Here is a 25,143-nt window from a genome sequence, read left to right on the forward strand (position 1 = left end):
GCCGATGCCTGAGCCGAGGCCCACCGAGCCGCCGTCCACCGAGCCGCCGGCCGCCGAACCGCCGACCCCGGTCCTCCCCCGGATCGGCGTCGGCACCGATGTGCACGCCTTCGAGCCCGGCCGCCCGCTCTGGGTGGCCGGGCTGGAGTGGCCGGGCGCCGAGGCCGGCCTGGCCGGGCACTCGGACGCCGACGTGGCCGCGCACGCCGCCTGCGACGCGCTGTTCTCGGCCGCCGGCATCGGCGACCTGGGCGCGCACTTCGGCACCGACCGGCCGGAGTGGGCCGGCGCGTCCGGGGTGCGGCTGCTCGGCGAGGCGGCCCGGCTGGTGCGCGCGGCGGGCTTCGAGATCGGCAACGTCGCGATCCAGGTGATCGGGGTCCGGCCGAAGATCGGCAAGCGCCGGGCCGAGGCCCAGGCCGCGCTCGGCGCGGCGGTCGGCGCCCCCGTCTCGGTCTCCGGCACCACCACCGACGGGCTCGGCCTCACCGGGCGCGCCGAGGGGCTCGCGGCGATCGCCACCGCGCTGGTGTACGAGCGGCGTTGACGTCCGCGGCGGCGCCCGGGGAACAATCCGTGACTGACGGGTGTTCACCGGGCATTGCGGGGGCCCGAGTCGATAGTGTTCGGCTCCGGGCCCGCGCGGGCTTCCCCCCTCGGGCCGTACCCGCCGCCGACGAGATGAGGTTTCCGATGAGCGCCCAACTCTCCGACCAGGCCAAAGCCCTGCTCGACACCAAGAGCTTCGCCGTGGTCTCCACGATCCAGCCCGACGGCAGCCCCCAGTCCTCCGTGGTCTGGGTGAAGCGCGACGGCGAGGACATCCTGTTCTCCACCGTGGAGGGGCGCCGCAAGCACCTCAACCTGGTGAAGGACCCGCGGGTCTCGCTGCTCGTCAACCCGCCGGAGAACCCGTACACCTACCTGGAGGTGCGCGGCGAGGTCACGCTGACCCGGGAGGGCGGCCGGGAGCTGATCGACGAGCTGGCGAAGAAGTACCAGGGCCTGGACACCTACGGCTACGACGGCCCGGACGACGTGCGCGTGGTCGTCCGGATCAGCCCGCGGAAGGTGGTCGGCTCGATCTGAGCCACGGCGCGGCGGGGGGCGACCCCGGACGACACCCGGCGGAAAAGGCTCCGCCGGGGGCCTTGACATTCCGGAATGTCGCAGGGCACCCCCTGCCGCCCACTACGCTTGACGCTGTGAGCATTCGACTGTACGACACCAGCACCCGACAGGTACGCGACTTCGTCCCGCTTGTACCGGGTTGTGTCTCGATCTACCTGTGCGGCGCTACCGTCCAGTCGGCGCCACACATCGGGCACATCCGGTCCTACCTCAACTTCGACGTCATGCAGCGGTGGTTCGCGTACCGCGGCTACCAGGTGACCTTCGCCCGCAACGTCACCGACATCGACGACAAGATCATCGCCAAGGAGCGCGAGCTCGGCACCCCGTGGTGGCAGATCGCCTACGAGAACGAGCGCGCCTTCAACGACGGCTACAACGCCCTCGGCTGCCTCCCGCCGACCGTCGAGCCGCGCGCGACCGGGCACATCCCCGAGATGGTCGAGATGATGCGCGGGCTCATCGAGCGGGGCCACGCCTACGAGGCCGACGGCAACGTCTACTTCGACGTGAAGTCCTACCCGGACTACCTCGCGCTCTCCAACCAGAAGCTGGAGAACCTGCTGCAGCCCTCCGGCGAGGGCGAGACCGGCAAGCGCGACCCGCGCGACTTCGCGATGTGGAAGTCCGCCAAGCCGGGCGAGCCGAGCTGGGACACCCCGTGGGGCCGCGGCCGTCCGGGCTGGCACCTGGAGTGCTCGGCGATGGCCCACAAGTACCTGGGCCCGGCCTTCGACATCCACGGCGGCGGGCTCGACCTGATCTTCCCGCACCACGAGAACGAGATCGCCCAGTCCAAGGCCTACGGCGACGACTTCGCCAACTTCTGGGTGCACAACGCCTGGGTCACCATGGCCGGCGAGAAGATGAGCAAGTCGCTCGGCAACTCGGTGCTGGTCTCCGAGATGGTCCGCAACTGGCGGCCGATCGTGCTCCGCTACTACCTGGCGGGCCCGCACTACCGCTCGATGATCGAGTACAGCGAGGAGTCGCTGCGCGAGGCCGAGGCCGGATTCGGCCGGATCGAGGGCTTCGTCCAGCGTGCCGTCGAGCGCTGCGGCGCCGTGGACGCGGCGCCCGAGGTGCCGCCGGCCTTCGCCGAGGCGATGGACGACGACCTGGGCGTGCCGCAGGCGCTCGCCATCGTGCACACCGCCGTCCGCCAGGGCAACAGCGCCCTCACCGCGGACGACAAGGAGAGCGCGGTGGCGCGCTTGGCCGAGGTCCGTGCGATGCTCGGAGTACTGGGTCTGGACCCGCTCGACCCGCAGTGGGCCGGGGCGGAGCGTGGCGAGGACCTGCACGGCGTGGTCGACTCGCTGGTGCGCCTCGTCCTGGACCAGCGCCAGGCGGCACGGGCCCGCAAGGACTTCGCGACCGCGGACGCCATCCGCGACCAGCTCGGCCTGGCCGGGCTGGCGATCGAGGACACCCCGTCCGGCCCGCGCTGGACGATCAACAGCCAGTAACCCCCCGGCGACCGAGGGGTGAGGTGGGCCGTACCGGACCGGTGCGGCCCTCCCGCATGACGGAGCGCATGCCGTCGGGCGCCACCGGCACGGGCCGGGGCGGCCGGCCATGCCGGACAGACAGACAGGAAGTACAGCCATGGCCGGCAACAGCCAGCGCAGGAACCGCCGCAACCCCGGGTCGAAGAAGGGCGCGAGTGTCGGTACCGGCGGCCACAGCCGGAAGGCGCTCCAGGGCAAGGGCCCGACCCCGCCCGGGGAGGAGCGCAAGGGCCACCCGAAGCAGCGGGCCGCCAACGCCGCGCTCAAGCGCGAGCGGGACGCCAAGGCCCGGGCCGGCATGCGCCGGGCCGGTGGCGGCGGCCGGGGCGGCCGCGGCGGCGCCGGCTCCGCGGAGCTGGTGTTCGGCCGCAACTCGGTGGTCGAGGCCCTGCAGGGCGACGTGCCGGCCAACGCGCTGTACGTCCAGCAGTTCATCGACACCGACGACCGGGTCCGTGACGCCTTCCAGGCCGCCAACGACCGCGGAATCCCGCTGATGGAGGCCCCGCGGCCGCAGCTGGACCAGATGACCGGCGGGATGAACCACCAGGGCCTGGTGCTGCAGGTCCCGCCGTACGAGTACGCGCACCCCGAGGACCTGCTGGAGGAGGCCGCCGACTCCGGCCGGGACGCGCTGATCGTGGCCCTGGACGGCGTCACCGACTCCCGCAACCTGGGCGCCGTGGTCCGTTCCGCCGCCGCCTTCGGCGCGCACGGCGTGGTCATCCCGGAGCGCCGGGCGGCCGGTATGACCGCCGGCGCCTGGAAGACCTCCTCGGGCGCGGCGGCCCGGCTGCCCGTCGCCCGGGCCACCAACCTGACCCGGGCCCTGGAGGCGTACCAGAAGGCCGGTCTGATGGTGGTCGGCCTGGCGGCCGACGGCGAGGCCGAGATCGGCGACCTGGAGGCGCTGACCGGACCGGTGGTGATCGTCGCGGGCAGCGAGGGCAAGGGCCTGTCCCGGCTGGTCTCGGAGACCTGCGACCTGCGCGTGCGGATCCCGATGTCCGGGCTCACCGAGTCGCTGAACGCGGGCGTCGCGGCCGGTGTCGTGCTGTACGAGGCGGCCCGCCTGCGCGCCAAGGTCGGCTGACGCCCGGCGGAGCACGACGGGGGCGCCCACCGCAGGCGTTCTCCGCAACCGCCCGCCGTTCGCCCGCAAGTCAGGGGAAAGCGATCGGATCCGCCCGGGTCCGATCGCTTTTCTCATGGTCACTTCAAGAGGCCTCCCGATGTCCACCCGGGGGAGTGTCCTAACCGGGCGTCACCCGGTTAGACGGGCGTGGACACCAGAACACCTCGGCGCCCGCTCCTGGGCGGTGGCAGCACCGGGATAGACGCGGGCCCCGGCCTCAACACGGTCAAGGTGCCGTCCGACCCGGCGCGCCTCAGCAGCACCCAGGCGAGCTTCCGGCTCAACCTCGCCACCCCGGTGGCGCCGCTGATCGACGCCCCGGCCGGACTGCTGTCCACCGGTGCGGCGTTCGGCGACCCGTACGGTCCCCAGGGGCTGATCCGCCGCCCGATGGTCACCCCGCAGGTGGTCGTCCCCGCCGGCGCCGTGCCCCTGCTCGCCGGCGGCCCGGCCGGCGCACCGCCGCGCCGCAAGGGCCGGGTCACCCCGGTCACCTGGACCGGCGAGGCGCGCCCGGACGACCTCGCGGCCACCCGGCTGCTGGAGGCCGTCCGGCTCGGCGCCGTCCCGGCCGGGGTCGGCGGGCGCGGCGGACTCTCCGGGGGCTCCCTGGCGGACGCCGACACCCAGCTGCTCCCGCCGTACGGCGGCGCCCGGGCGGTGCCGCGCCAGCCGCGCGAGGGCGACGGCACCGCCACCGAGGCCGGCGTCGGCCCGATCGGCGCGCCGCAGGGCTGGACGCCCAGCGGCGAGCTGCCCGAGGTCTCGGCCGCCGGCGCCGAGGGCAGGCAGCCCTGGTACCCCGGCCGCCGGGTCGACCTCGGCCTGGTGCTGCTGCCGCTGCGCGCCGTGCTCGGCTCGCTCTCCGTCTACGCCGGGTTCAGCAAGCTCTGCGACCCGGTGTACTTCGACGGCGGCGAGCGCGGCTCGATGATGCGCTGGCTCTCCTCGCTGCACCCCTGGAAGGTCGCCGAGCCGCTGCTGGCGTTCGCGATGGCGCACCCGGTCGGCTCCGGCCTGGTGGTGTCGTTCATCGAGATCGTGGTCGGCGTGCTGACCGTGCTCGGGCTCTGGCAGCGCATCGCGGCCGGCGCGGCGATGACGCTCTCCGCCGTGCTGCTGTTCACGGTGAGCTGGCGGGCCGTCCCGGTGTACGACACGCCCGACCTGATCTTCCTGGCGGCGTGGAGCCCGCTGCTGATCGCCGGGGCACCGTTCGCCTCGCTGGACGGGCGGCTCGGCCTGGAGGCCTGGCGGCGGTACGGCGCGGAGGCCCCGGCGGCGCTGCGCCGGCGGGTGCTGCGGCGGGGCGCGGTGGTCACCTCGGTGGTCGTCGGCCTGACCCTGCTGCTCGGCTCGATGCTGGGCGCGGCGGTCCGTACCGGCGCCCGGCCGCAGCACCCGGCGCCGTCCCGGCCGGCCACCGACTACGGCACACCGGTCTGGCCGAGCGGCGGACCGTCCGCCAACCCCGGTGGCAGGGCTCCGACCGCTTCGGCGACCTCGCCGGCCCCGGCCCGGCCGGCCGCGCCGAGCGCCACGGCGACCACCGCCCCACCGTCCGGCACCCCGACCCCGTCGAAGGCGAGCCCGAGCGGCACGGCCACGCCGAGCGGCAAGGCGAAGCCCTCGTCGGCCAGGCCGGAGACCGGTGCGGCCTCCTCCGGGGCTTCGGCGCCGCCGGCCGCGTCGACACCGGCCGGGTCGTCGCCCGCGCAGCGCGGCACCCCGGCTCCGGCCTCCGGCACCGGGGCGGCGCCGAAGCCCGCGCCGAGCGCCGGGGCCGGCACCCAGGGCGGTGCCCCGAGCGGCTCCGGCAACGGCGCGGGCGGCTCCGGCTCGGGGCTGCTGGGCGGGGTGCTGGGCAGCGCGCCGCTGGCCGAGCTGTCCGGTGGCGGCGCCCGCACGCCGGCCGCCCGTCCGGTGACGGCGACGGCCACCTGACGGGCCGGGCGAACGGCCCGGTGACGGCGATCGGCCGGGTGCTCCGTGGGGGAGCACCCGGCCGATCGCGTTGTTCTCGCGCCGGCGCGGCGGACTACTGCGGCGCGCGGCCGGCGCCCGAGGCGAGCTCCTTGGCGGCCTCGGTGAGGTCCTTCGCGGTGTCGATGGCCCGCCAGTAGACGCCCTGCGGCAGCTGGTAGCCGGCCAGCCGCTTGCCGCGGGCCAGCTGCGGGAAGGTGGTCCGCTCGTGGTCGCCGACGTCCGGCAGCAGCTCGGCGAACTCCGGGCTGAACACGTAGAGGCCGGCGTTGATGAGGAACGGCGAGGGCGGGGCCTCGATGAAGTCCAGCACGTTGCCGAACTGGTCGGTCTCCACGGCGCCCCACGGGATCCGCGGCCGGGCCAGCGCGAGGGTGGCCACGGCGCCCCGCTCGTGGTGGAAGGCGGCCATGTCGCGCAGGCTGAACCTGGTCCAGATGTCGCCGTTGGTGGCGTACCAGGGCTCGTCGGGGCGGGGCAGCGCCTTCGCGGCGTACTTGAGCCCGCCGCCGCGGCCGAGCGGCTCGGCCTCGACCACCGTGCGGACCCGCAGCGGCAGGTCGGCCTTGTCGAGCCAGTCCTCCAGCACGTCCGCGAGGTGGCCGCAGGAGACGACCGCGTCGGTGACGCCCTCGGAGGCGAGCCAGGCCAGCTGGTGGCCCAGGATCGGGGTGCCCGTGCCGGGGATCTCGACCAGCGGCTTGGGGCGGTCGTCGGTGTACGGGCGCAGCCGGGAGCCCTGGCCGCCGGCCAGGATGACGGCCTGGGTGACCGGCACCGGGCCCGGAACCGGGCCGAGGGCGGGGGCGTGGGCGTTCGCGGGAGTGGCCGTGGGGCCGGAATCAGCGCTCATGGCTGAACAATAGGCGCACCCGTCCCGGGTGTTGCGCCGCCGTCCGCCCGGTGGGCCGGGCCGCTCGCCGCCGGTCGGGTGCCGCTCGGTCCGGCGCGGACCGGTTCGGTACCGGGCCCGGCGCCGGTGCCGACCGGTTCGGTGCCGGACCGGTCAGCTCGCGGCGCCGGCGGCGAACGAGCCGTCGCAGACCGGGCGGGCGAACGACCGGGCCCGCTGCACGTCGCCCTGGTACTTGCGCACCGCGGCCTTGCCCAGCTCGGTGGCGAGCGAGCTGCAGTACGGCGTGAGCGCGGGCTGCTCGCGCATCGAGCGCTCCAGCAGGTCGAGCGCGCTGCCCGGGTTGTGGGCGCGCAGCTCGTCGAGGAGCGTGACGCGCAGCGCGTCCTGCGGGGCGAGCCCGTCCGGGGTGCGTCCGGTGCCCGCCGTCCGGCCGATCCCGGCGCCGTCCCCGCTGGACGCCGCCACCACCTGCTGGTCCAGCGAGGTCGGCGGGGCCCACGGCACCCTGGTCACGGCGAGGGTGCCGGTGGTCACCAGGACGACGGGCAGGGCGAGGGCGATGGTCTGGCCGATGCGGCGAACTAGCTGCTTCACGCACAGGAGAGTAGCGGTGAGTGCGGCCACGCTTGCCCTCCGTTACACCATCGGGTGACACGGTGTCCCGGTTCGTCCCGGCGCCGTGTTGACGCCCGTCACCCGTCGGAGTGGCCGCGAACGGCGGGAGCCCCGCCGGACCGGTGGACGGTCGGACGGGGCTCCACGGCGCGGGCCGGTCGCCTCAGTTGGAGAGGCGGGCGCCGGTGCTGGTGGAGAACACGTGGGTCTCGCCGGCGACCGGCACGACGTGGATGGTCTCGCCGCGGGCCGGGATCTGGCGGCCGTGCACGCGGACGACCAGCTCCTTGTCCTCGCCGCCGATCTTGGTGGTGCCGTAGACGAAGCCGTCCGAGCCGAGCTCCTCGACCACGTTGACGGTGACGGCGACGCCCTCGATGCCGCCGCCGGCGACGATCTCGAAGTGCTCCGGGCGGATGCCGACGGTCACGGTCTTGTCGGTGCCGGCGCCGGCCAGGTCCTCGCGGGAGATGTTGACCAGCGAGCCGCCGAACTTCACGCCGCCGTCGACCAGCGGCACCTCGACCAGGTTCATCGCGGGGGAGCCGATGAAGCCGGCCACGAAGAGGTTGGCGGGCTTGTCGTACATGTTGCGCGGGGTGTCGACCTGCTGCAGCACGCCGGCCTTGAGCACCGCGACCCGGTCGCCCATGGTGAGCGCCTCGGTCTGGTCGTGGGTGACGTAGACGGTGGTGATGCCCAGGCGGCGCTGCAGGCCGGCGATCTGGGTACGGGTCGAGACGCGGAGCTTGGCGTCCAGGTTGGACAGCGGCTCGTCCATCAGGAAGACCTGCGGCTCGCGGACGATCGCGCGGCCCATCGCGACGCGCTGGCGCTGACCGCCGGAGAGCGCCTTCGGCTTGCGGTCCAGGTACTCCGTCAGGTCGAGGATCTTGGCGGCCTCTTCGACCTTGGTGCGGATCTCGGTCTTGTTGACACCGGCGATCTTGAGCGCGAAGCCCATGTTCTCCGCGACGGTCATGTGCGGGTACAGCGCGTAGTTCTGGAACACCATCGCGATGTCCCGGTCCTTCGGCGGCAGGTGGGTCACGTCGCGGTCGCCGATCCGGATGACGCCGCTGTTGACGTCCTCCAGGCCGGCCAGCATGCGGAGGCTGGTCGACTTGCCGCAGCCGGAGGGGCCGACCAGGACGAGGAACTCGCCGTCGGCGATGTCCAGGTCCAGGGCGTCGACCGAGGGCTTGGTCGCCCCGGGGTAGACGCGGCTCGCCTTGTCGTACGTCACAGAAGCCATGGCTGTGCTCTCCTTCACCGGCAGGAACGTGCCGGACGATCCGAGTAAAGGTGGGTGGTACCGCTCCGCCGGCCCGCCCGTAGTGGTCTGAACCACTGCGCGAACCGACTCCCGGCGACGCTACCTGCGCGTCCGCTGCTTGTCAGCCCCCGGCCGACCCGAATTAGGCATCGGTTCCATCACGCCCGCCCCGCCCCCGTCCACCCCCCGGATATCCCCCCACCGCCCGCGCCCCGCCCGGTAGACTGCCCCCGGTGCCGCCGTGACCTCGTCGCGGACGGTCACCATGCCTCCTTAGCTCAGCTGGCCAGAGCACCGCTCTTGTAAAGCGTAGGTCGTCGGTTCGAATCCGACAGGGGGCTCCACGGGTTCCTCGCGAAGGCCCCCCGGCGTGCAGCCGGGGGGCCTTCGGCGTTCCGTCAGGGCCGCGGCCGGGGGCGGAGCTGGCGGAGGGTGTGGCTGGGGGCGTGGGTGGTGAGCAGTTCGGCGGCGCGGCGGTAGGAGAGGCGGGCGCGGTGGGTGTGGGGGCAGCGGTCGGGGGCGGGGGTGCCGGCGGGGGCGCGGCGGGTGGTGAGGAAGAGCGGGCCGGTGGTGCGGCCGGCGAGCAGGAGGGGGAGCAGCCGGGCGGTGCCGGCCTGCCAGGTGAGGGGCGGGGCCGGGGGCCGGGTGCGGCGGTGGGGGAGGTCGAGGTCGTCGGCGTCGAGGGCGAGGACGGTCTCGACGGGCGCGCCGCTCTCGTGCAGGAGGCGCCAGAGGGCCTGTTCGCGCAGCGGGACGCGGAGCGCGAACAGGGCGTGCAGCCGGTCCGGGGTGAGCGGTGCCGGGCCGGCGCCGGGGGCGGGGAGGGGACGGGCGCGCAGGCCGTCGGCGGGGTCGGTGCGGATCCAGCCCTGCCGGCGCCACCAGGCGAGGGCGGCGCGCAGGGTGGAGAGCTCGCGGTTGAGGGTGCGCGGGTCGGTGTCACGGGAGCGGTGGTCGACGGCGGTCCGGAGGCGGGCGGGGGCCTCGGGATGGTCGAGCAGGGCGAGCGGCAGGACCGGCGGCCGGGCCCGGCGGCGTTCGGGTCCGGTGGGGGCGGGGCGGTCGGCGAGCGCCCAGGCCCAGGTGTGCAGGGCGATCCGGTAGACGCGGCGGGAGCCGTCACCGAGCCCGGAGGCGGTCAGGTAGCGCTCGACGGCCACCGCGTACTCGACCGGGGGAGGAGGGGCCATTCGGACCTGCTTTCCGCAGTAAACGACGCCAGCGGGGGTCGGGGAAAGGATAGTCCGGTGCGCAGTAAACGGCAGGTGGGTACCGATTGTCGGGGGTATTTACTGCGGCAGGGAGGGATTGACTGAAAATTGATGGGGAAAGGCTCAGGTTTTTGGTCGGAAAGCCTTGTCCGCGGTTTCCGTCCGTGGGCAGACTGGACGACCATGACAGGGGAGACGGGGCGGACTCCGGCCCGCCGTCGGCGGCTGCGCGGCCGTCTTGCGGTGCTGGGGGAACGCGATTTCAGGTGGTTCTTCGTCGGCTACGCGACCTCGCTGGTCGGCTCCTCGATGGCGCCGGTCGCGGTGGCGTTCGCGGTGCTGGACGGTGGGGGCGGCGGGTCGCAGCTCGGCTGGGTGATGGCCGCCCGGATCCTGCCGATCGTGCTGGTGCTGGTGGCCGGCGGGGTGATCGCGGACCGGCTGGGCAGCCGGCGGGTGATGCTGGCGTCGGACGTGCTGCGCTGTGCGGTGCAGGGCGTCTTCGCGGCGCTGCTGGTCACCGGGCACGCGTCGGTTCCGGCGATGGTGGTGCTGGTCGCCCTGTGGGGGCTGGGCGAGGGGGTGTTCCTGCCGGCGCTGGGCGCGCTGGTGCCCTCGCTGGTGCGTCGGCCGGAGCGGCTGTCGGACGCCAACACCCTGCTGGGCCTGGCGCGTTCGGTGTCCACGGTGGCCGGTCCCGCGCTCGCCGGCGTGATCACGGCGGGCCTCGGTCCGGGGGCGGTACTGCTGATCGACGCGGTGACGTACGGGGTGGGCGCGCTCGCCCTGGCCCGGCTGTCCGCAGCGGTGCCGAAGGGTGCGGGCGCGGGCGGCGGCGAGGGTTCGATGGTGGCCGATCTGCGGGACGGCTGGGGTGAGTTCCGCTCCCGCCGGTGGCTCTGGGTGACCACGCTGCAGATGGCGCTGTTCAACCTGCTGGTCTGGGCGCCGTTCCTGGTGCTGGGGCCGCTGACCGCGCAGCGCGAGCTGGGCGGGGCGCGGGCCTGGGGCCTGGTGATGGGCGTCTACGGGGTGGGCGCGGTGCTGGGCGGGGTGCTGATGCTGGGGCGCCGGCCCGGCCGGCCGCTCGCGGTGGCGACGCTGGCGGGTCTCGGCTGGGCGCTGCCCTCGGCGGCCCTCGCGGCCGGGCTGCCGCTGGCCTGGGTGGCCGGGGCGGCGCTGGTGGCGGGTGCCGGGTCGGCGGTCTGCGGCTCGCTGTACGAGTCGACCCTGCAGAGCTGGGTGCCGACGGAGGTGCTGGCGCGGGTGACGGCGTTCGGTGGGCTGGGCGCGTTCGTGCTGGGGCCGCTGGGCCTGGCGGCGGCCGGTCCGCTGGCCGACCGGGTGGGGGTGGCGGCCGTGCTGGCCTTCGGCGCGGGGTGGCAGCTGGTCTCCGTGGCGGTGGTGTTGGCGGTGCGCGAGGTGCGCTGCCGGCGCTGGGAGGAGCCGGAGCCGGAGCCGGAGCCCGGGTCGGAACAGGCGGCGGAGCGCGGCGGGGAGTCGGCCCCGAGCGCGGCGGGTGCCGGGTGAGCCCGGCGGTCGTACCGTGGAGGGGTGCGGGGGCGAACGGAGGAGGTAGGCCATGCCCGGTTCTCTCACCATCAGCCACCACGAGGCTGCCGCGTCCGTGGACCACGCGGACGCCGTGCGGCTCGCCACCGTGCTGGACGAACTCGCGTACCTGCTGGAGATCCCGGGGCCGAACCGGATCAACGAGGCCCAGCTCGCCGCCCTCTGCGAGGGGCGGGCGCCCGACCGGGCCGAACTGGTGCACTGGGCGCGGACGGTCGCCGCGGAGCTGAAGGGGCGCCGTTAGGGTCAGCCTCGTGGCCGCGCCGCGCCACCCGCCGGCCCCGCCGTACGATGGCGCGCGGGGCGGGTGGTCCGCACGCGCCGCGGAGGACGTGGGGGAACACGTGGCAGAGCGTACGGCGGCGCCGATGTCCTGGCTGACCGTGGACACCCCGCTGCCGAGCGGCCCGTTGCACGTCGCGGTGACCGTGCGGGGCGTGGCGGCCGTCGGCTACCTCGGCCGGGAGGGCGAACTCCCGCGCTGTGCCGACGAGTCGAAGATCGCCGCGGTCACCGGCCGGGTCGGCGAGTACCTCGCGGGGCGGCGGCGGCAGCTGGACCTGCCGATCGACTGGAGCCTGAGCACCGGCCCGCACCGGGCGGTGCTGCAGACGCTGCTGCACGAGGTGCCGTTCGGGCGGACCATCACCTACGGCGAACTCGCGGCCCGCAGCGGGGTGTTCGGCGAGGTCGAGGAGCCCGGGCTGGCCGCGCGTACGGTCGGGCAGATGATGGCCGCCAACCCCGTCGCGCTGCTGGTGCCCTGCCACCGGGTGGTGGCGGCGGACGGGATCGGCGGCTTCGGCGGCGGCCGGGTCGGGATCGACGTGAAGCGCTGGCTGCTCACCCTGGAGGGTGTGCTGGAGCCGACGCTGGACTGGAACGGTCCGCTCTGAACGGCTGCTTGACGGCGGGTCAGTGCACCAGCTGGCCCGCCGCCAGGCTGCCCGGAGCGGTGGGACCGGCGGGACCGGCGGGGCCGACCGGGGCGAGCGGCGGGATCGGCGGGAGCTGGCGCGGCAGCACCGGCCGGATCCCGGAGACGAGGGTGTACTCGATGCCCGTCGGGTCCCCGGCCCACTCGGTGTCGGGCCGCTCGCCGAGCGCCAACTGCACCGCGTTCCACGGCAGGTTGAGCCCGCACAGGCTCAGCTGGTGCAGCCCGCCGGAGGGCCGGGTGTTGACGTCGATCACCACCGGCTCGCCGCGCAGGTGCCGGAACTGCACATTGGAGAGGTAGGCCATCCCGGTGGCCTCGACCAGGCGGCGGGCGGGTTCCAGGTACCGGGGCGCTGTGGTGAAGCTGCGCCGCCGCCGCTCCTTGCTGCGGCCGACGGCGGCGAGCAGCGTGCCGTCCAGGTCGGCGAGGCAGTCCACGGAGACCTCGGGGCCGTCGAGGTAGGGCATGACCAGCAGGTCGGTGGCGGCGTCCGGGTTCTCCCGGGCCGCCCGGTCGAGCGCGGTGGCCACCTGCTCGACCTGGACCCGGCTGTCCCAGCCGGCCAGCCGGTGGAGCCCGAACGGCTCCCGGGTGAGGATCCGGAAGCCCTCGCCGCCGGCGCCGGAGGCGGGCTTGAGGCAGGCGGTGAGGCCGGCCGACTCGATCCGGTCGACGGCGGCGACCAGGTCCCCGGCGGTGCGCACCAGCCACCACGGCGGGGTGGGCAGTCCGGCGTCGGCCATCGCCGCGTAGCCGTCGGCCTTGCTGGCGAAGGCGGCGATCGCGGTGGCGGGCGGGCAGGCGAGGGCGGTGCCGACGGCCTCGAACTCCTGGCGGTGCAGGGATATCGCGAGCTGGTGCAGCCGTGGCACGAAGACGTCGACGCGGTGGCGGGCGCAGTGGTCGAGGGCGAAGGCGACGTAGGCGTCGGGGGTGAGGTCGGCGGGTTCCAGGCCGGCGGTGTCGGCGGCGGCCAGGACGGGGGAGTCGGGGTCGACGTGGGTCGCGTGGACCCGGACCGGGCGCGGAGCGGCGCGCAGCTGTTCGATGAAGAACACGTTCTCGGCGTACGTGCGGTTGAGCCAGACGGTGACGGGGGCGCTCATGGGGCCTCCCAGGGCAGGGGTGAACGAGGGAGAAGGGCTGTCTCGCGGCCGCGCTCGTCCAGTGGCCCGTGGCCCTTTGAGGTGGCACCTTAGCGGTCCGCCGAACGGGATCGAACGCGGGGTGGGCCTGCCGCGTACGGGTCGGGGAGGAGAACCGGACCGTCCCGTTCCGGAAAAGATTAGATCACCTGATCGAATAAGTATCGATCAGACATTCTATTCGTACTATTTTTTCGGTTATTCCGACCACTCGAAAGAGTGATTGCGGTTGCCCTCTGAAAGGGCCCACCATGATTCTTGCAAGTTGCAAGGCGACACTTCATCGGGTACGGGTACGCGAAGGGCTCCCTATGTCGACCGAAACCAACGTCGGTATTCCCGCACCGGGCGGTGAAGCGCGGGCCGCGGACCAGCAGAGTCTTGCCACCGCCGCCGCGCGGAACCTCGCGACGACGACCAAGTCCGCGCCGCAGATGCAGGAGATCAGCCCCCGTTGGCTGCTCAGGACGCTCCCCTGGGTCCAGGTCTCGGCCGGCACCTACCGGGTCAACCGCCGGCTGCGGCACGCCGTCGGCCGCGGCCGGGTCAGCTTCGACCGGACGGGCAGCCAGGCCCGGATCCTGGCACCGACCCTGCGCGAGGTGCCGGTGCTGCGGGGTTTCCAGGACGACGCCCTGCTGGAGGAGCTGGCCGGGCGCTTCGTCCAACGCGAGTTCTCCGCGGGTGAGGTACTGGTCTCGGCCGGGGCGCCGATCGACGAGGTCTTCATCATCGCCTACGGGAAGCTCAGTCGGCTCGGAACGGGCAAGTACGGCGAGGAGGCCGTCGTCGGTTCGGCGGCCGACGGCGACCACCTCGGTGACGAGGTGCTCCAGCAGGAGGACGCCACCTGGCCGTACACCGTCCGGGCGGACACCGCCGCCACCGTGCTGTCCCTCCGGTGGTCCGCCTTCCAGGAGCTCGCCGACCGCTCCGAGGCGCTCCAACTGCAGGTCATGGAGTACCTGGCCGGGTTCCAGCAGCCGCAGAACAAGCACGGTGAGGCGGCGATCGACCTCTCCGCCGGCCACCACGGCGAGTACGAGCTCCCCAGCGCCTTCGTGGACTACGAGCTCAAGCCGCGCGAGTACGAGCTGAGCGTCGCCCAGACGATCCTCAAGGTGCACAGCCGGGTCGCCGACCTCTACAACCAGCCGATGAACCAGACCGAGCACCAGCTGCGGCTGACCATCGAGGCGCTGCGCGAGCGTCAGGAGCACGAGCTGGTCAACAACGCGGAGTTCGGCCTGCTCGCCAACGCCTCCTACGAGCAGCGGATCCAGACCCACTCCGGTCCGCCCACCCCGGACGACATGGACGAGCTGCTGAGCCGCCGCCGCAGCACGAAGCTCTTCCTGGCCCACCCGCGCGCCATCGCCGCGTTCGGCCGCGAGTGCAACCGGCGCGGTCTCTACCCGGACACCGTCGAGGTGCAGGGCCGCCGGGTGTTCGGCTGGCGCGGCGTGCCGGTCTTCCCGTGCAACAAGCTCCCGATCGTCAACGGGAACACCACGTCGATCCTCGCCATGCGCACCGGCGAGGACAACCAGGGTGTCATCGGTCTGCACCAGGCCGGAATTCCCGATGAAGTCGAGCCGAGCCTTTCGGTGCGGTTCATGGGAATCAACGAGAAGGCCGTCATTTCCTATCTGGTGAGCGCCTACTACTCCGCCGCGATTCTGGTGCCGGACGCCGTCGGCGTCCTGGAGAACGTCGACATCGCGCACCACTGAGGCTGACCGCGGCAGGGCCGGCCCGACCCGGGGCCGGCCCGTCGCACCACCAAGGGGGAGGACCCATGGGAATGTTCACGCTGGAGCGCGACCATCGCGAGGGACACGAGGCGCAGGACGTCCTCGCGCGCGCCCGCGCCCTCGTCGACCCGGTGCTCCGGGCCGCCGTGGACTCGCTGCCCGGCACCATGCGCCGGGTCGCCGGGTACCACTTCGGCTGGTGGGAGGCGGACGGCTCGCCGTCGACCGCGTCCTCCGGGAAGGCCATCCGGCCCGCCCTGGTGCTCGCCGCCACCCAGGCACTGGGCGGCGACCCCGCCGAGGCCACCGCCGCCGCGGCCGCCGTCGAGCTGGTGCACAACTTCACGCTGCTGCACGACGACATCATCGACCGGGACGAGACCCGCCGGCACCGCCCCACCGCCTGGCTGGTGTTCGGCACCACCGAGGCCATCCTGGCCGGGGACGCCGTGCACTCGCTGGCGCTGCGCCTGCTCGCCGAGGACGGCCACCCGGCCGCGGGCGCCGCGGTGCGCCGACTGGCCGACTGCGTGGTGGAACTCTGCGAGGGCCAGCAGATCGACTGCGCCTTCGAGCAGCGCAGCGACGTCTCGCTGACCGAGTGCCTGGCGATGGCCGAGGCCAAGACCGGCGCACTGCTCGGCGCCGCCTGCGCGATGGGCGCCCAGTACGCGGGCGGCTCGGAGACGGCCGCCCAGGCGATGGACGGCTTCGGCCGGGAGATCGGCCTGGCCTTCCAGCTGATCGACGACCTGATCGGCATCTGGGGCGACCCGACCGTCACCGGCAAGCCGGTCGGCGCGGACCTCCTGGTCCGCAAGAAGTCGCTGCCGGTGGTCGCGGCGCTGGGCTCGGGGACGCCCGACGGGGCCCGGCTGGCGGAGCTGTACGCGCTGGACCGGCCGCTCACCGGCGAGGAGCTGGCGAGCTGCGCGGCCGCGGTCGAGGGCGCCGGCGGGCGGGCCTGGGCGCAGGGCGAGTCCTGTGACCGGATGGCGGCGGCGATGACCCAGCTGGCCCTCGCGGTGCCCGAGCCGTCGGCCGCCGACGAACTGCTGGCGCTCGCCGAGCTGGTCACCCGCCGCACCCACTGATCCGGCCTCCAGCGGGGGAGCGGACGCCCCGCTCTCCCCGTTGCCCTCCCCGCCGCCGCGACTGGACCCGCGTGGGCGGCTCCCGTACAGACTGCTCCCGAACGGAGGGCTCCCGAACGCGTCAGCCGAGCGGGGCCGGGGTGTCGAGCAGCCGCTGCTCCTTCGCCGGTTCGATGCCGTGCAGCACCCGGCCGCGTTTGCGTCCGTCGGCCTCCGTGTCGTTCGCCGGCCCGCGCTGCCGCAGCCACTCCCAGGTGTCCCGGGCGGTCTCGGCGAAGGGCCGGCAGCGCAGCCCGGCCGCCTCGGCCCGTCCGGTGCCGGCCCGCCAGATGCCCGCGGTCTCCGGTCCGTCGGGCATCCAGAGCGGCAGCTCGCTCCACGGCTGGACGCGGTCCGGCCCCTCGGCCGTCAGCCGGCCGTCCGGGACCCAGACTAGCTCGGCGCCCCCGCCGCCGGCCGCCTCGGCACAGCCCGCGAGGAACTCCCCGTAGGTGAGCCGGCCGGGCGGCGCCGTGGTGATGAACCGGCCGGCCGTGCCCGCCGTCAGCAGATCCAGCCCGAACACCGCGAAGTCCCGGACGTCGATCAGCTGCATCGGCCGCCCCGGCTCCCCGGGCGCCAGCACCCGCCCGCCGCGGGCCATCCGCTCCAGCCACCACGGCAGCCGGCCGCCCTGCTCGTGGGGGCCGATCAGCAGCCCGCTGTTGAGGACCAGCGTGCGCCCGGCGCCGAAGTGCTCCAGGACGGCGCGCTCGCAGCCGGCCTTGAGCGCGGGGCTGAACTCCTGCCCGGGCGGGGTGTCGGCCGGACACTCGTGCAGCGGGGAGGCCTCGTCGACCACCCGGGCCGGCCAGTCGGCGAAGGCGTGCACGGAGGAGATCAGCGTGTAGTGGCCGGCGCGGTCGCGCAGCAGCCGGGCGGAGTGCGCGGCCTGGGCGGGCTGCTGGGCCGAGGTGTCGACCACGGCGTCCCAGTGCCGCCCCTCGGCCGTCCGCGCCAGGTCGTCGGCCGAGTCGCGGTCGCCGCGCACCGCCTCCACACCGGGCAGGTCGTCGGCCGTGCGGCCGCGGTTGAAGGTGGTGACCTCGTGGCCGCGGGCGAGGGCCTCGGAGGCGAACGCCCGTCCCAGGAAGGACGAGCCGCCGAGCAGAAGGATCTTCATACCGGCAAGGCTGTCCTGGCCCCTTGCCCCGCATACCGCCGTTCGCCATGGGCGCAGACCGGCGCCCTCCCGGCCCGTCCGAGCTGCCCGCGGTGCCGAGATGCCGACCCCCGGGGGCCCGCATAGCATCCGATTCGTACCGATATGTCCATCCAATACGTCCGTCATGCAGCCGTCGGTCCCCGGTACCGGGGACCGGCGCAGGGAAGAGCGGCACCATGGTCAACCCGGCACTCGTGGACCCGGACACCATCCGCGCGACCGCCGCCGAGGCGTGGGTCCGCGGTTACCCGATCCTGCAGAACTACCGCACCCTCTACACCCAGGCACTGGACGACGCGGACCCGCGCCACGTCGGCGGCTTCGGCGTCTTCCGGCACTACCCGCGCCCCGCCACCCCGGCCGACACCGACGTCATCACGCCCAACAACGACACCCCGTACTCCTGGGCCTGGCTCGACCTGCGGACCGAACCCTGGGTGCTCTCCGTGCCCGCCACCGACCGCTACTACGTGCTGCCGGTGCACGAACTCGACACCGCCTACGCCGGGTTCGTCGGCTCCCGGACCACCGGCCAGGAGGCCGGCGACCACCTGGTGGCCGGCCCCGACTGGCACGGCGAACCGCCGCCCGGCATCCGCGGCGTCATCCGCACCACGACCCGGCTGGCCGGCATCCTCGGCCGCACCCACCTCGTCGGCACGTCCCCCGAGGCGGTCGCGGAACTCGCCGCGCTCCAGCGGCAGTACCGCCTGCGCCCGCTGCACGCCTACGCCGGCACACCGGAGCCTGAGCCCGCCCCGCAGCCCGTCTGGCCGGTCTGGCGCGACGAGGTGCTCGACACCGTCGAGTTCTTCGTCTTCCTCGACTTCCTGCTCGGCTTCCTGCCCGCCGAGGCCGCCCCGCCCGCCGAGGCCGAGCTGCGCGGCCGGCTGGCCGACCTCGGCATCGACGGCCGCGGCGAGTTCGAACCGGCCGCGCTGCCGCTCGCCATCCGCACCGAGATCGAGCGCGGCATCGCCGACGGCAAGGCCGAACTGGCCCGCGCCGCCGCCCGCACCGAATCGTCCGTCGGGCTCTTCGGCACCCGGGCACAGCTCGGCACCCGGTACCTCGACCGCGCGGTCGGGGCGCTCACCGGCCTGTACGGGCTGCCCGTCGAGGAGGCCTGGTACGGCGGCTGGCAGGCCGACAGCGCCGGCAACCGCCCGCCCGACGCCAGCAGACGCGACTACCTGCTGCGGTTCCCGCCGGACGCGCTGCCACCCGCCCGCCACTTCTGGTCGGTGACCCTGTACGCGCTGCCCGGGCTCCACCTGGTCGACAACACCCTGGACCGCTACTCCGTCGGCGACCGAACCCCCGGCCTGGTCCGCGACCCGGACGGCGGACTCAGCGTCTACGTCCAGCACAAGCGGCCCGCCGACGCCGACCACTCCGCCAACTGGCTGCCCGCCCCGGACGGCCCGTTCACCGTCGTCATCCGCCTGTACGGGCCGGACCCCTCGGTGCTCGACGGCCGCTGGACACCGCCGCCGCTCACCCCGCGCTGACCCCGCGCCCCTGTCCGCTCCCCCCTTCGACCCCCCCGGCACCCGGGAAGGACGCCCCATGAACCAACCCGAGCTGGAGGCCCTAGCCGCCGACGCCTACGTCTACGGCTATCCGCTCGTCGCCGGCCTCACCACGGTCGACCGTTTCGTGCACGGCGGCCTGGGCGTCCTGCCGCCCACTCCGTTCAACCGCTTCGCCCACGCCCCGCGGCTGGCCGGCCCGGACGACGACTTCGTCGCCGTCAACAACGACGTCCTCTACTCGGTGGCCCAGCTCGACCTCTCCGAGGGCCCGCAGCGCCTGCACGTGCCCGACACCGCCGGCGGCTACCACGTGCTGCAGTTCGTCGACGCGTGGACCGACAACTTCGCCTACCTCGGCAGCCGCGCCACCGGCAGCGAGGCCCGGACCTGGCTGGTCGTCCCGCCCGGCTGGCACGGCACCCCGGCCGACCCCGACCGGGTGATCACCGCACCGACCGCCGTCGCCACCGTCGTCGGCCGCTTCGCCTGCGCCGGGCCGGACGACCTCCCGCGGGTCCGCGCCCTCCAGGACGGGCTCGTCCTCGAACCGCTGGAGCCGGGCGGGGTCGCCGCCGGACTCCCCGAGCCGGACCCGGACGTGCCCGAGCGGCTCGCCTTCTTCGAGCGGCTCCGGGTCTGGATGGCCGCCTACCCGCCCGCCGAGGCCGACCGGGCCTACCAGCAGCGGTTCGCCCCGCTCGGCCTCCTCGACCCCGGCCCCTCGCCGTACCGGGCGGCCGCCCCCGACTGGACGCTCGCCCTGGCGACCGGCCTCGCCGCCGGGCGCGAACGCGTCGAGGACGCCACCCGGCCGCCCGAGGAGCACCCGCCCGGCGAGTGGCGCGCCGCCCTCCACCTGTTCGACCACAACACGGCCTTCCTCGGCCCGGGCACCGTCGACGACCCCGAGTGGCGGATCCCCGACCGCCGCGCCGCCTACCTCAGCCGCGCCGCCGCCGCCCGGGCCGGGCTCTGGGGCTGCCACGCCTACGAGGCCCTGCACGCCACCACCGGTGACGACGCGGACGGCCGCCCGCTCGACGGCACCCACCCGCACACCCTCCGCTTCCCGCCGGACGGGCTGCCGCCCGCCGAGGAGTTCTGGTCCCTCACCGTGTACGGCCTCCCGGACCAGCACCTGGTCGCCAACCCGGCCGACCGCTACTCGATCGGCAGCCGCACCCCCGGCCTGCGGCCCGACCCGGACGGCGGCCTCACCCTCCACCTGAGCCACGAACCCCCCGCCGACCCGTCCGAGGCGGCGAACTGGCTCCCCACCCCCGCCGGGCCGTTCCGCCCGGTGATGCGCCTCTACCGCCCGGGCCCCGCCGCCCTGGACGGCACCTACCGGCTCCCGCCCCTGCGCCGGGTGTAGGGCGTGCCCTGTGGACCGGCCCGGGTCCGCGACGCCAGGGCACGCACGCCCCCGGCCGCCGGGCCGGGGGAGTCGCGGCCTCGTCCGGGCTGATCCACAAGACGCGCCCCGGGGCCCTCTTCTTCGGAGCACGCCGGGCCGTCGCCGCCGGAGCGGACACGTCCCCAGCCTCGCCCCCGGCCTCCGCCCGGTGTGATCCGAGGGAGAGGGTCCAGGCGTCCGGCGGGCCGGCCTTCCCGGGCGGGTCCGCCCGAGCAGGAAGGAAGCGCGATGGGCGATGCCGTCGGCCGGATGCTGGCCCCGGCCGTGGGCATCGCGATCAGCCCGATGGCGCTGGTCGCGACCGTCCTGCTGCTCGCGACGCCCCGGGGCCGGGCCGACGGGACGGCGTTCGCCGTCGGCTGGACGGCCGCGCTGGCGGCGGTGCCGGCCGTCGTGGTGCCGCTCGGATCACGGCTCGCCGCGGGCACGGTGGCCCCGGACTGGTCGTGGTGGTTCGAGCTGGCGGTGGGCGGGCTGCTCCTGCTGCTCGGCGTGCGCCGGTGGTGGGACCGCCCGCGCGAGGGCCGGGTGCACGGCCCGCCGGAGTGGATGCGGACGGTCGACCGCTCCACCCCCGCCCGGTCCGCCGCACTGGGGGCGACCCTGCTGGCGACCGATCCGAAGAACCCACTGCTCGCCCTCGCCGCCGCGGTCGCGATCGGCACCGGCGGCGCCCCGGCCTCCGGCAAGGCGGGCGCCGCCGCGCTGCTGGTGCTGATCGGCTCCCTCGGCACCCTGCTGCCCTTTGCCGTCCACCTCCACGGCGGCGACCACGCCGCCCGCCGCCTCGACGAGTGGCGAGCCTGGGCGGCCACCCATAACGCGGCGGTCCAGCCGACCCTCCTCCTCGCCCTCGGCACTTCCCACGTGGGTGCCGCCCTCTCCGGCCTGACCGCTTGATGTCCTCGGCGCCTTCCGCGCGGGTGCGGTTATCCCTGCCCCGACCGCCGGACGGCCTCGCTGCCTGTTGCTGGGTGTGGTCATCTTGGGCCCGGCCGCCTGACGTCCTCGCTGCCTGCCGCGTGGGCGCCGTTCTCGCCGACCTGGCCACCTGACCACACGCTGCGGCGCTCGCCGTGAGGCATCGTCGCCGCAGCGCCGCTGGCCTGGCGGCCGGCCCCGGGCTGCCTTTGCCCCCGCGTGGTGCGGGGTGTCCGGTAGCTGAGCGCCGAGGCGGCCGGGTTCGGGGTGTTGTGCCGTTGGTGCAGCGGGCCATCCTTCCGCTCTCGGGTCCGGCGGCCCGGCCTCGTACGGCCCCCGCCTCAGTGCGGTGCCGGGCTTGCCGGGGTGGTGGTGCCGGCCGGGGAGGGACTTGGGGATGTCGCGGACGTCGGTTCGCTGGTCGGCGCCGGTGTCGGCGTCGGGGTGGGTGCGGCGGTCGGGCCCGGGCTCGGGGTGGTGGTGGGTTCGGCGGGGCCCGGGTCGCCGGTCGGGGTCGGGGTGGCGCCGCCGCGGTGCTGCGGGCCGCCCTCGATGGTGACCACGGCCTGGGACGGCGGCAGCGCGATCCGGGCGGTCCAGTGGTTCGCGGGGGCGAGGTCCTCGTCGACGCTGACGATCACGGTGATCCGCTGCCCGGGCGCGAGCGTGCCGGCGTCGCGGCTGAGCCGCAGCCAGGGCGCGTCCACGACGGCGTGCCAGCGGATCTCGGTGCCGCCGGAGTTGGTGAGGGTGAGCACCGTGCGGCTGCCGTACTCGCCCGCCTCGACGGTCAGCAGGCCGGACGGCGCTGGTGCCGGTGCCCCCGTCGGCGCCCCCTTCGGTCCGTCGACGGGGGTCGGCACAGCGGCTGGGGCAGCAGCAGTGGGAGCAGGGGTCGGGACCGGAATCAGCGGCCCCTGGACCCCAGGCAGCAACGTTTCTGCAGGGCGCGGTCCTGCCCCCGCCAGCTCCATCCCGGCCACCGCCGGACCGGACCCGCGGTAGACCTCGCCGACCGCCCCGATCACCGCCCCGACCGCCTTGGCGGCCCCGGCGGCCCCCGCAGCCCCGCGCGGTTCTGCCGTACCACCCGCCGAACCACCCGCCGCGGCAGCACCCGCCGAACGGTCCCCCTCGACCCGGACCGAGGAGACCGACGCCGCCTCCCCGGCCCCGGTCCCGCCCCGGTGCCCGGCCCACAGGGCGACGACCGGCGCGGCCAGGACGGCGGCCAGCACCCCGGTGGTCACCACCCGCCGCCGCACCGCCGGGCCCCGTCCGCCGTCCGGCGCGCGGTGCCGGGGGAAGCCGCCCTGGTCGAAGCGGAGCCCGACCTCGGTCGGCACCGACACCCGCGCCGGCACCCGCACCCGCACCGCCACCGTCCCCGCCGCCCCGGCGCCCCTGCCCGGCGCGGTGAGCACCGGCAGCCCGGACAGCCCGGCCGTGCCGTCCTCCGGCACCTCGCCGGCCACCCGCTCCGCCGTACCCCGGCAGGTCGGGCAGTCGACCACGTGCCGCACCAGCTCCCGGCGGAGCGCGGGGCCCAGCACCCAGTCCCGCCAGCTCTCCGCGCCCGCGCCGCCGAGCCGGTCCAGCTCGGGGCAGCTGCCGACGCCGAGCACCAGCAGGGCGGCCCTGGTCCGGCCGACCTCGGCCAGCGCGGAGGCGAGCAGCGTCCGCACGTCCTCGAACGGCTGCCCGAGGACGGCCGCCACCTCGATCGGACTGAGCCGGTGCCGGACCGACAGCTCCAGGGCCTCGCGCTGCTCGGGGGCGGTGCCGGCCGCCTCGGGCCACGCCAGCGAAGCCAGTTCACGCCTCCGTCGGACCGCCTCGGCCCCGCCGTCCCCGTCGCCCCCACGGCCCCCGCCCGTCCCGCTCCCGCCCCCGTCCGCCAGCCGCCGCAGGCAGCAGTACCGCGCCAGCGAGTACAGCCATGCCCGGACCAGCCCGGGCTCGGCGAGCCGGTCGCCGTACCGGACCGCCAGCTCGCGCACCTCCCGCAGGGCGGCCGCGGCGGCCTCGTGCTCGCACAGCACCGAGAGGCAGTAGGTGAAGAGGCCGTCCACCTGTCGCTCGTACGCCGCGAGGACGGCGTCGCGCGGCCCTTCCGTACTCGTCGTCACCCGTCCGACGGTAGAGAGCGCACCAGCCCGGTCCGAGTGATTCCGCCCGGTTGTACTTCTTTCGGGTAACAACATCGCCCATTCGTGGACCCACCCCGGCCACCCCCGGAGACCCCCGCCGCCCCCGCGCTGTCGTACCCAGGCGCTACGGTGACCGCATGGCTGCCCGTACCAAGACCACCGCCAAGCCGCGCCCGGCCTACCGCTGCACCGAGTGCGGCAACCAGCTGCCCAAGTGGGTCGGCCGGTGCCCGGAGTGCAACGCCTGGGGCACGGTCGAGGAGTACGGCGCGGTGCCGATCCGGACCACCGCCGCCGGCCCGGTCAGCGCGCCCGCCCGCCCGATCGCCCAGGTGGACGGCCAGGTGGCGACGGCGCGCTCCACCGGCGTGTCCGAGCTGGACCGGGTGCTCGGCGGCGGCCTGGTGCCGGGCGCCGTGGTGCTGCTGGCGGGCGAGCCGGGCGTCGGCAAGTCCACCCTGCTGCTGGACGTCGCCGCCAAGGCGGCCTCCGCGCAGCACCGCACCCTCTACGTCACCGGCGAGGAGTCGGCCGGCCAGGTCCGGCTGCGCGCCGACCGGATCAACGCGCTCTCCGAGCACCTCTACCTGGCCGCCGAGTCGGACCTCGGCGCCGTGCTCGGCCACGTCGAGGCGGTCGGCCCCGGCCTGCTGATCCTGGACTCGGTGCAGACCATCGCCTCCGCCGAGCTGGACGGCGCGCCGGGCGGCCCGGCCCAGGTCCGGGAGGTGGCGAACGCGCTGATCCGGGCCTCCAAGGAGCGCGGCATGGCCACCCTGCTGGTCGGCCACGTCACCAAGGACGGCCAGATCGCCGGCCCCCGCCTGCTGGAGCACCTGGTGGACGTGGTGCTGAGCTTCGAGGGGGACCGGCACGCCCGGCTGCGGATCATCCGCGGGGTCAAGAACCGGTACGGCGCGACCGACGAGGTCGGCTGCTTCGAGCTGCACGACGAGGGCATCGCGGGCCTGGCCGATCCGTCCGGCCTCTTCCTGACCAGGCGTGACAAGCCGGTGCCGGGCACCTGCCTGACCGTGACCCTGGAGGGCAAGCGGCCGCTGGTGGCCGAGGTGCAGGCGCTGATGGTGGATTCGCAGATCCCCTCGCCGCGCCGGACGACCTCGGGCCTGGAGTCGCCCCGGATCGCGATGATCCTGGCCGTGGTCGAGCGTCATGGCGGGGTGAAGCTCGGCAAGCAGGACATCTACACCGCCACCGTCGGCGGCGTGAAGCTCTCCGAGCCCTCGGCGGACCTCGCGGTGGCGCTCGCGGTGGCCAGCTCCTCCTCCGACACCCCGCTGCCCAGCAACCTGGTCGCGATCGGCGAGGTCGGCCTGGCCGGTGAGGTGCGGCGGGTGACGGGCGTGCAGCGGCGGCTGGCCGAGGCGCACCGGCTGGGCTTCACCCACGCGCTCGTCCCGCCGGACCCGGGCAAGGTCCCGCCGGGCATGAAGGTGGTCGAGGTGGCGGACATCGGCGAGGCGCTGCGGGCCATCCCGGGCCGCCGCCGGGCCGCCGCCAAGCCGAGGAATGAGGCACCGTCGGCGCCGCCGGCACCCCGCGCGCCCCGCCCGGCGGCCCACCCGGAGGAGCTCATGGACGGGTGGGAGCCGCTCGACTCCGACGAACTGCGCTGACCCAAGCCCTGCCGTTGCCGCACGCAGTTAGACTTTCCCCTGTCTCATTGGTGATA

21 protein-coding genes and 1 tRNA gene are annotated in these 25,143 nt (G+C 75.0%); 15 read left to right on the forward strand and 7 right to left on the reverse strand.

The window, feature by feature from the left end; translation table 11 throughout:
• The first annotated feature begins 4 nt into the window (after nt 1–4).
• From ispF to ACFU9E_RS04080, 5 genes are all read left to right on the forward strand, one after another.
• A complete protein-coding gene (gene ispF, locus ACFU9E_RS04060) occupies nt 5–547 on the forward strand; it encodes a 2-C-methyl-D-erythritol 2,4-cyclodiphosphate synthase (protein ID WP_380683005.1) in 543 nt (180 codons plus the stop codon).
• 146 nt (nt 548–693) lie between these two features.
• A complete protein-coding gene (locus tag ACFU9E_RS04065) occupies nt 694–1,089 on the forward strand; it encodes a PPOX class F420-dependent oxidoreductase (protein WP_380683006.1) in 396 nt (131 codons plus the stop codon).
• A gap of 116 nt (nt 1,090–1,205) precedes the next feature.
• Nucleotides 1,206–2,600, forward strand: coding sequence for a cysteine--tRNA ligase (cysS, locus tag ACFU9E_RS04070; RefSeq protein WP_380683007.1), 1,395 nt, complete (start codon nt 1,206–1,208; stop codon nt 2,598–2,600).
• 139 nt (nt 2,601–2,739) lie between these two features.
• The gene (gene rlmB / locus ACFU9E_RS04075; protein ID WP_380683008.1) at nt 2,740–3,735 is read left to right on the forward strand and encodes a 23S rRNA (guanosine(2251)-2'-O)-methyltransferase RlmB; all 996 of its coding nucleotides are present in this window, start codon (nt 2,740–2,742) and stop codon (nt 3,733–3,735) included.
• 189 nt (nt 3,736–3,924) lie between these two features.
• Nucleotides 3,925–5,721: a DoxX family membrane protein gene (locus tag ACFU9E_RS04080; protein WP_380714754.1), complete on the forward strand. Its 1,797-nt coding sequence runs from the start codon at nt 3,925–3,927 to the stop codon at nt 5,719–5,721.
• 94 nt (nt 5,722–5,815) lie between these two features.
• Here ACFU9E_RS04080 and ACFU9E_RS04085 read toward each other — a convergent pair whose 3' ends face one another.
• The 3 genes from ACFU9E_RS04085 to ACFU9E_RS04095 form a co-directional block, all read right to left on the reverse strand.
• A complete protein-coding gene (locus tag ACFU9E_RS04085) occupies nt 5,816–6,613 on the reverse strand; it encodes an NDP-sugar synthase (RefSeq protein WP_380682788.1) in 798 nt (265 codons plus the stop codon).
• 153 nt (nt 6,614–6,766) lie between these two features.
• Nucleotides 6,767–7,210, reverse strand: a complete 444-nt coding sequence (locus ACFU9E_RS04090) for a hypothetical protein (protein ID WP_380682787.1) — start codon at nt 7,208–7,210, stop codon at nt 6,767–6,769.
• 184 nt (nt 7,211–7,394) lie between these two features.
• Nucleotides 7,395–8,486 (reverse strand): sn-glycerol-3-phosphate ABC transporter ATP-binding protein UgpC, encoded by a 1,092-nt coding sequence (locus ACFU9E_RS04095; protein ID WP_355357776.1) that lies wholly within the window; start codon nt 8,484–8,486, stop codon nt 7,395–7,397.
• A 288-nt stretch (nt 8,487–8,774) separates the two neighbouring features.
• On the opposite strand from ACFU9E_RS04095, the gene ACFU9E_RS04100 reads away from it, so the two are divergent.
• A tRNA-Thr gene (locus ACFU9E_RS04100) sits at nt 8,775–8,851 on the forward strand.
• Nucleotides 8,852–8,905: 54 nt separating this feature from the next.
• On the opposite strand, the gene ACFU9E_RS04105 is transcribed toward ACFU9E_RS04100, so the two are convergent.
• A complete protein-coding gene (locus ACFU9E_RS04105; RefSeq protein WP_380682786.1) occupies nt 8,906–9,697 on the reverse strand; it encodes a hypothetical protein in 792 nt (263 codons plus the stop codon).
• Between the two features lie 204 nt (nt 9,698–9,901).
• Here ACFU9E_RS04105 and ACFU9E_RS04110 point away from each other — a divergent pair, with 204 nt between their 5' ends.
• The 3 genes from ACFU9E_RS04110 to ACFU9E_RS04120 all read left to right on the forward strand — a co-directional run bounded on the left by ACFU9E_RS04110 (nt 9,902) and on the right by ACFU9E_RS04120 (nt 12,186).
• Nucleotides 9,902–11,248: an MFS transporter gene (locus ACFU9E_RS04110; RefSeq protein ID WP_380682785.1), complete on the forward strand. Its 1,347-nt coding sequence runs from the start codon at nt 9,902–9,904 to the stop codon at nt 11,246–11,248.
• Nucleotides 11,249–11,300: 52 nt separating this feature from the next.
• On the forward strand, nt 11,301–11,534 hold the full coding sequence (locus ACFU9E_RS04115; RefSeq protein WP_380682784.1) for a hypothetical protein: 234 nt from the start codon (nt 11,301–11,303) through the stop codon (nt 11,532–11,534).
• Between the two features lie 100 nt (nt 11,535–11,634).
• A complete protein-coding gene (locus ACFU9E_RS04120) occupies nt 11,635–12,186 on the forward strand; it encodes a methylated-DNA--[protein]-cysteine S-methyltransferase (RefSeq protein WP_380682783.1) in 552 nt (183 codons plus the stop codon).
• Between the two features lie 19 nt (nt 12,187–12,205).
• Here the strand turns inward: ACFU9E_RS04120 and ACFU9E_RS04125 are convergent, their stop codons facing one another.
• Nucleotides 12,206–13,336 carry an ATP-grasp domain-containing protein gene (locus ACFU9E_RS04125; protein WP_380682782.1) on the reverse strand — a complete coding sequence of 377 codons (1,131 nt, stop codon included), beginning with the start codon at nt 13,334–13,336 and terminating at the stop codon, nt 12,206–12,208.
• 350 nt (nt 13,337–13,686) lie between these two features.
• Between ACFU9E_RS04125 and ACFU9E_RS04130 the strand changes: the two genes are divergently transcribed.
• Nucleotides 13,687–15,108 carry a family 2B encapsulin nanocompartment shell protein gene (locus ACFU9E_RS04130; protein ID WP_380682781.1) on the forward strand — a complete coding sequence of 474 codons (1,422 nt, stop codon included), beginning with the start codon at nt 13,687–13,689 and terminating at the stop codon, nt 15,106–15,108.
• 65 nt (nt 15,109–15,173) lie between these two features.
• Nucleotides 15,174–16,223 (forward strand): family 2 encapsulin nanocompartment cargo protein polyprenyl transferase, encoded by a 1,050-nt coding sequence (locus tag ACFU9E_RS04135; protein WP_380682780.1) that lies wholly within the window; start codon nt 15,174–15,176, stop codon nt 16,221–16,223.
• Nucleotides 16,224–16,344: 121 nt separating this feature from the next.
• On the opposite strand, the gene ACFU9E_RS04140 is transcribed toward ACFU9E_RS04135, so the two are convergent.
• A complete protein-coding gene (locus ACFU9E_RS04140; protein ID WP_380682778.1) occupies nt 16,345–17,385 on the reverse strand; it encodes an NAD-dependent epimerase/dehydratase family protein in 1,041 nt (346 codons plus the stop codon).
• A 218-nt stretch (nt 17,386–17,603) separates the two neighbouring features.
• Here ACFU9E_RS04140 and ACFU9E_RS04145 point away from each other — a divergent pair, with 218 nt between their 5' ends.
• The 3 genes from ACFU9E_RS04145 to ACFU9E_RS04155 all read left to right on the forward strand — a co-directional run bounded on the left by ACFU9E_RS04145 (nt 17,604) and on the right by ACFU9E_RS04155 (nt 21,279).
• Complete coding sequence (locus ACFU9E_RS04145) at nt 17,604–18,938, forward strand: DUF1254 domain-containing protein (RefSeq protein ID WP_380682777.1); 1,335 nt, start codon at nt 17,604–17,606, stop codon at nt 18,936–18,938.
• A 58-nt stretch (nt 18,939–18,996) separates the two neighbouring features.
• The gene (locus ACFU9E_RS04150) at nt 18,997–20,337 is read left to right on the forward strand and encodes a DUF1254 domain-containing protein (RefSeq protein ID WP_380682776.1); all 1,341 of its coding nucleotides are present in this window, start codon (nt 18,997–18,999) and stop codon (nt 20,335–20,337) included.
• Nucleotides 20,338–20,607: 270 nt separating this feature from the next.
• Nucleotides 20,608–21,279 (forward strand): GAP family protein, encoded by a 672-nt coding sequence (locus ACFU9E_RS04155; RefSeq protein WP_380682775.1) that lies wholly within the window; start codon nt 20,608–20,610, stop codon nt 21,277–21,279.
• A gap of 362 nt (nt 21,280–21,641) precedes the next feature.
• Here ACFU9E_RS04155 and ACFU9E_RS04160 read toward each other — a convergent pair whose 3' ends face one another.
• The gene (locus ACFU9E_RS04160; RefSeq protein WP_380682774.1) at nt 21,642–23,429 is read right to left on the reverse strand and encodes a hypothetical protein; all 1,788 of its coding nucleotides are present in this window, start codon (nt 23,427–23,429) and stop codon (nt 21,642–21,644) included.
• Nucleotides 23,430–23,587: 158 nt separating this feature from the next.
• Here ACFU9E_RS04160 and radA point away from each other — a divergent pair, with 158 nt between their 5' ends.
• Nucleotides 23,588–25,087 (forward strand): DNA repair protein RadA, encoded by a 1,500-nt coding sequence (radA, locus tag ACFU9E_RS04165; protein ID WP_380682773.1) that lies wholly within the window; start codon nt 23,588–23,590, stop codon nt 25,085–25,087.
• Nucleotides 25,088–25,143: the final 56 nt, after the last annotated feature.

It is taken from the genome of Kitasatospora sp. NPDC057595, assembly GCF_042800875.1.
Lineage (GTDB): Bacteria > Actinomycetota > Actinomycetes > Streptomycetales > Streptomycetaceae > Kitasatospora.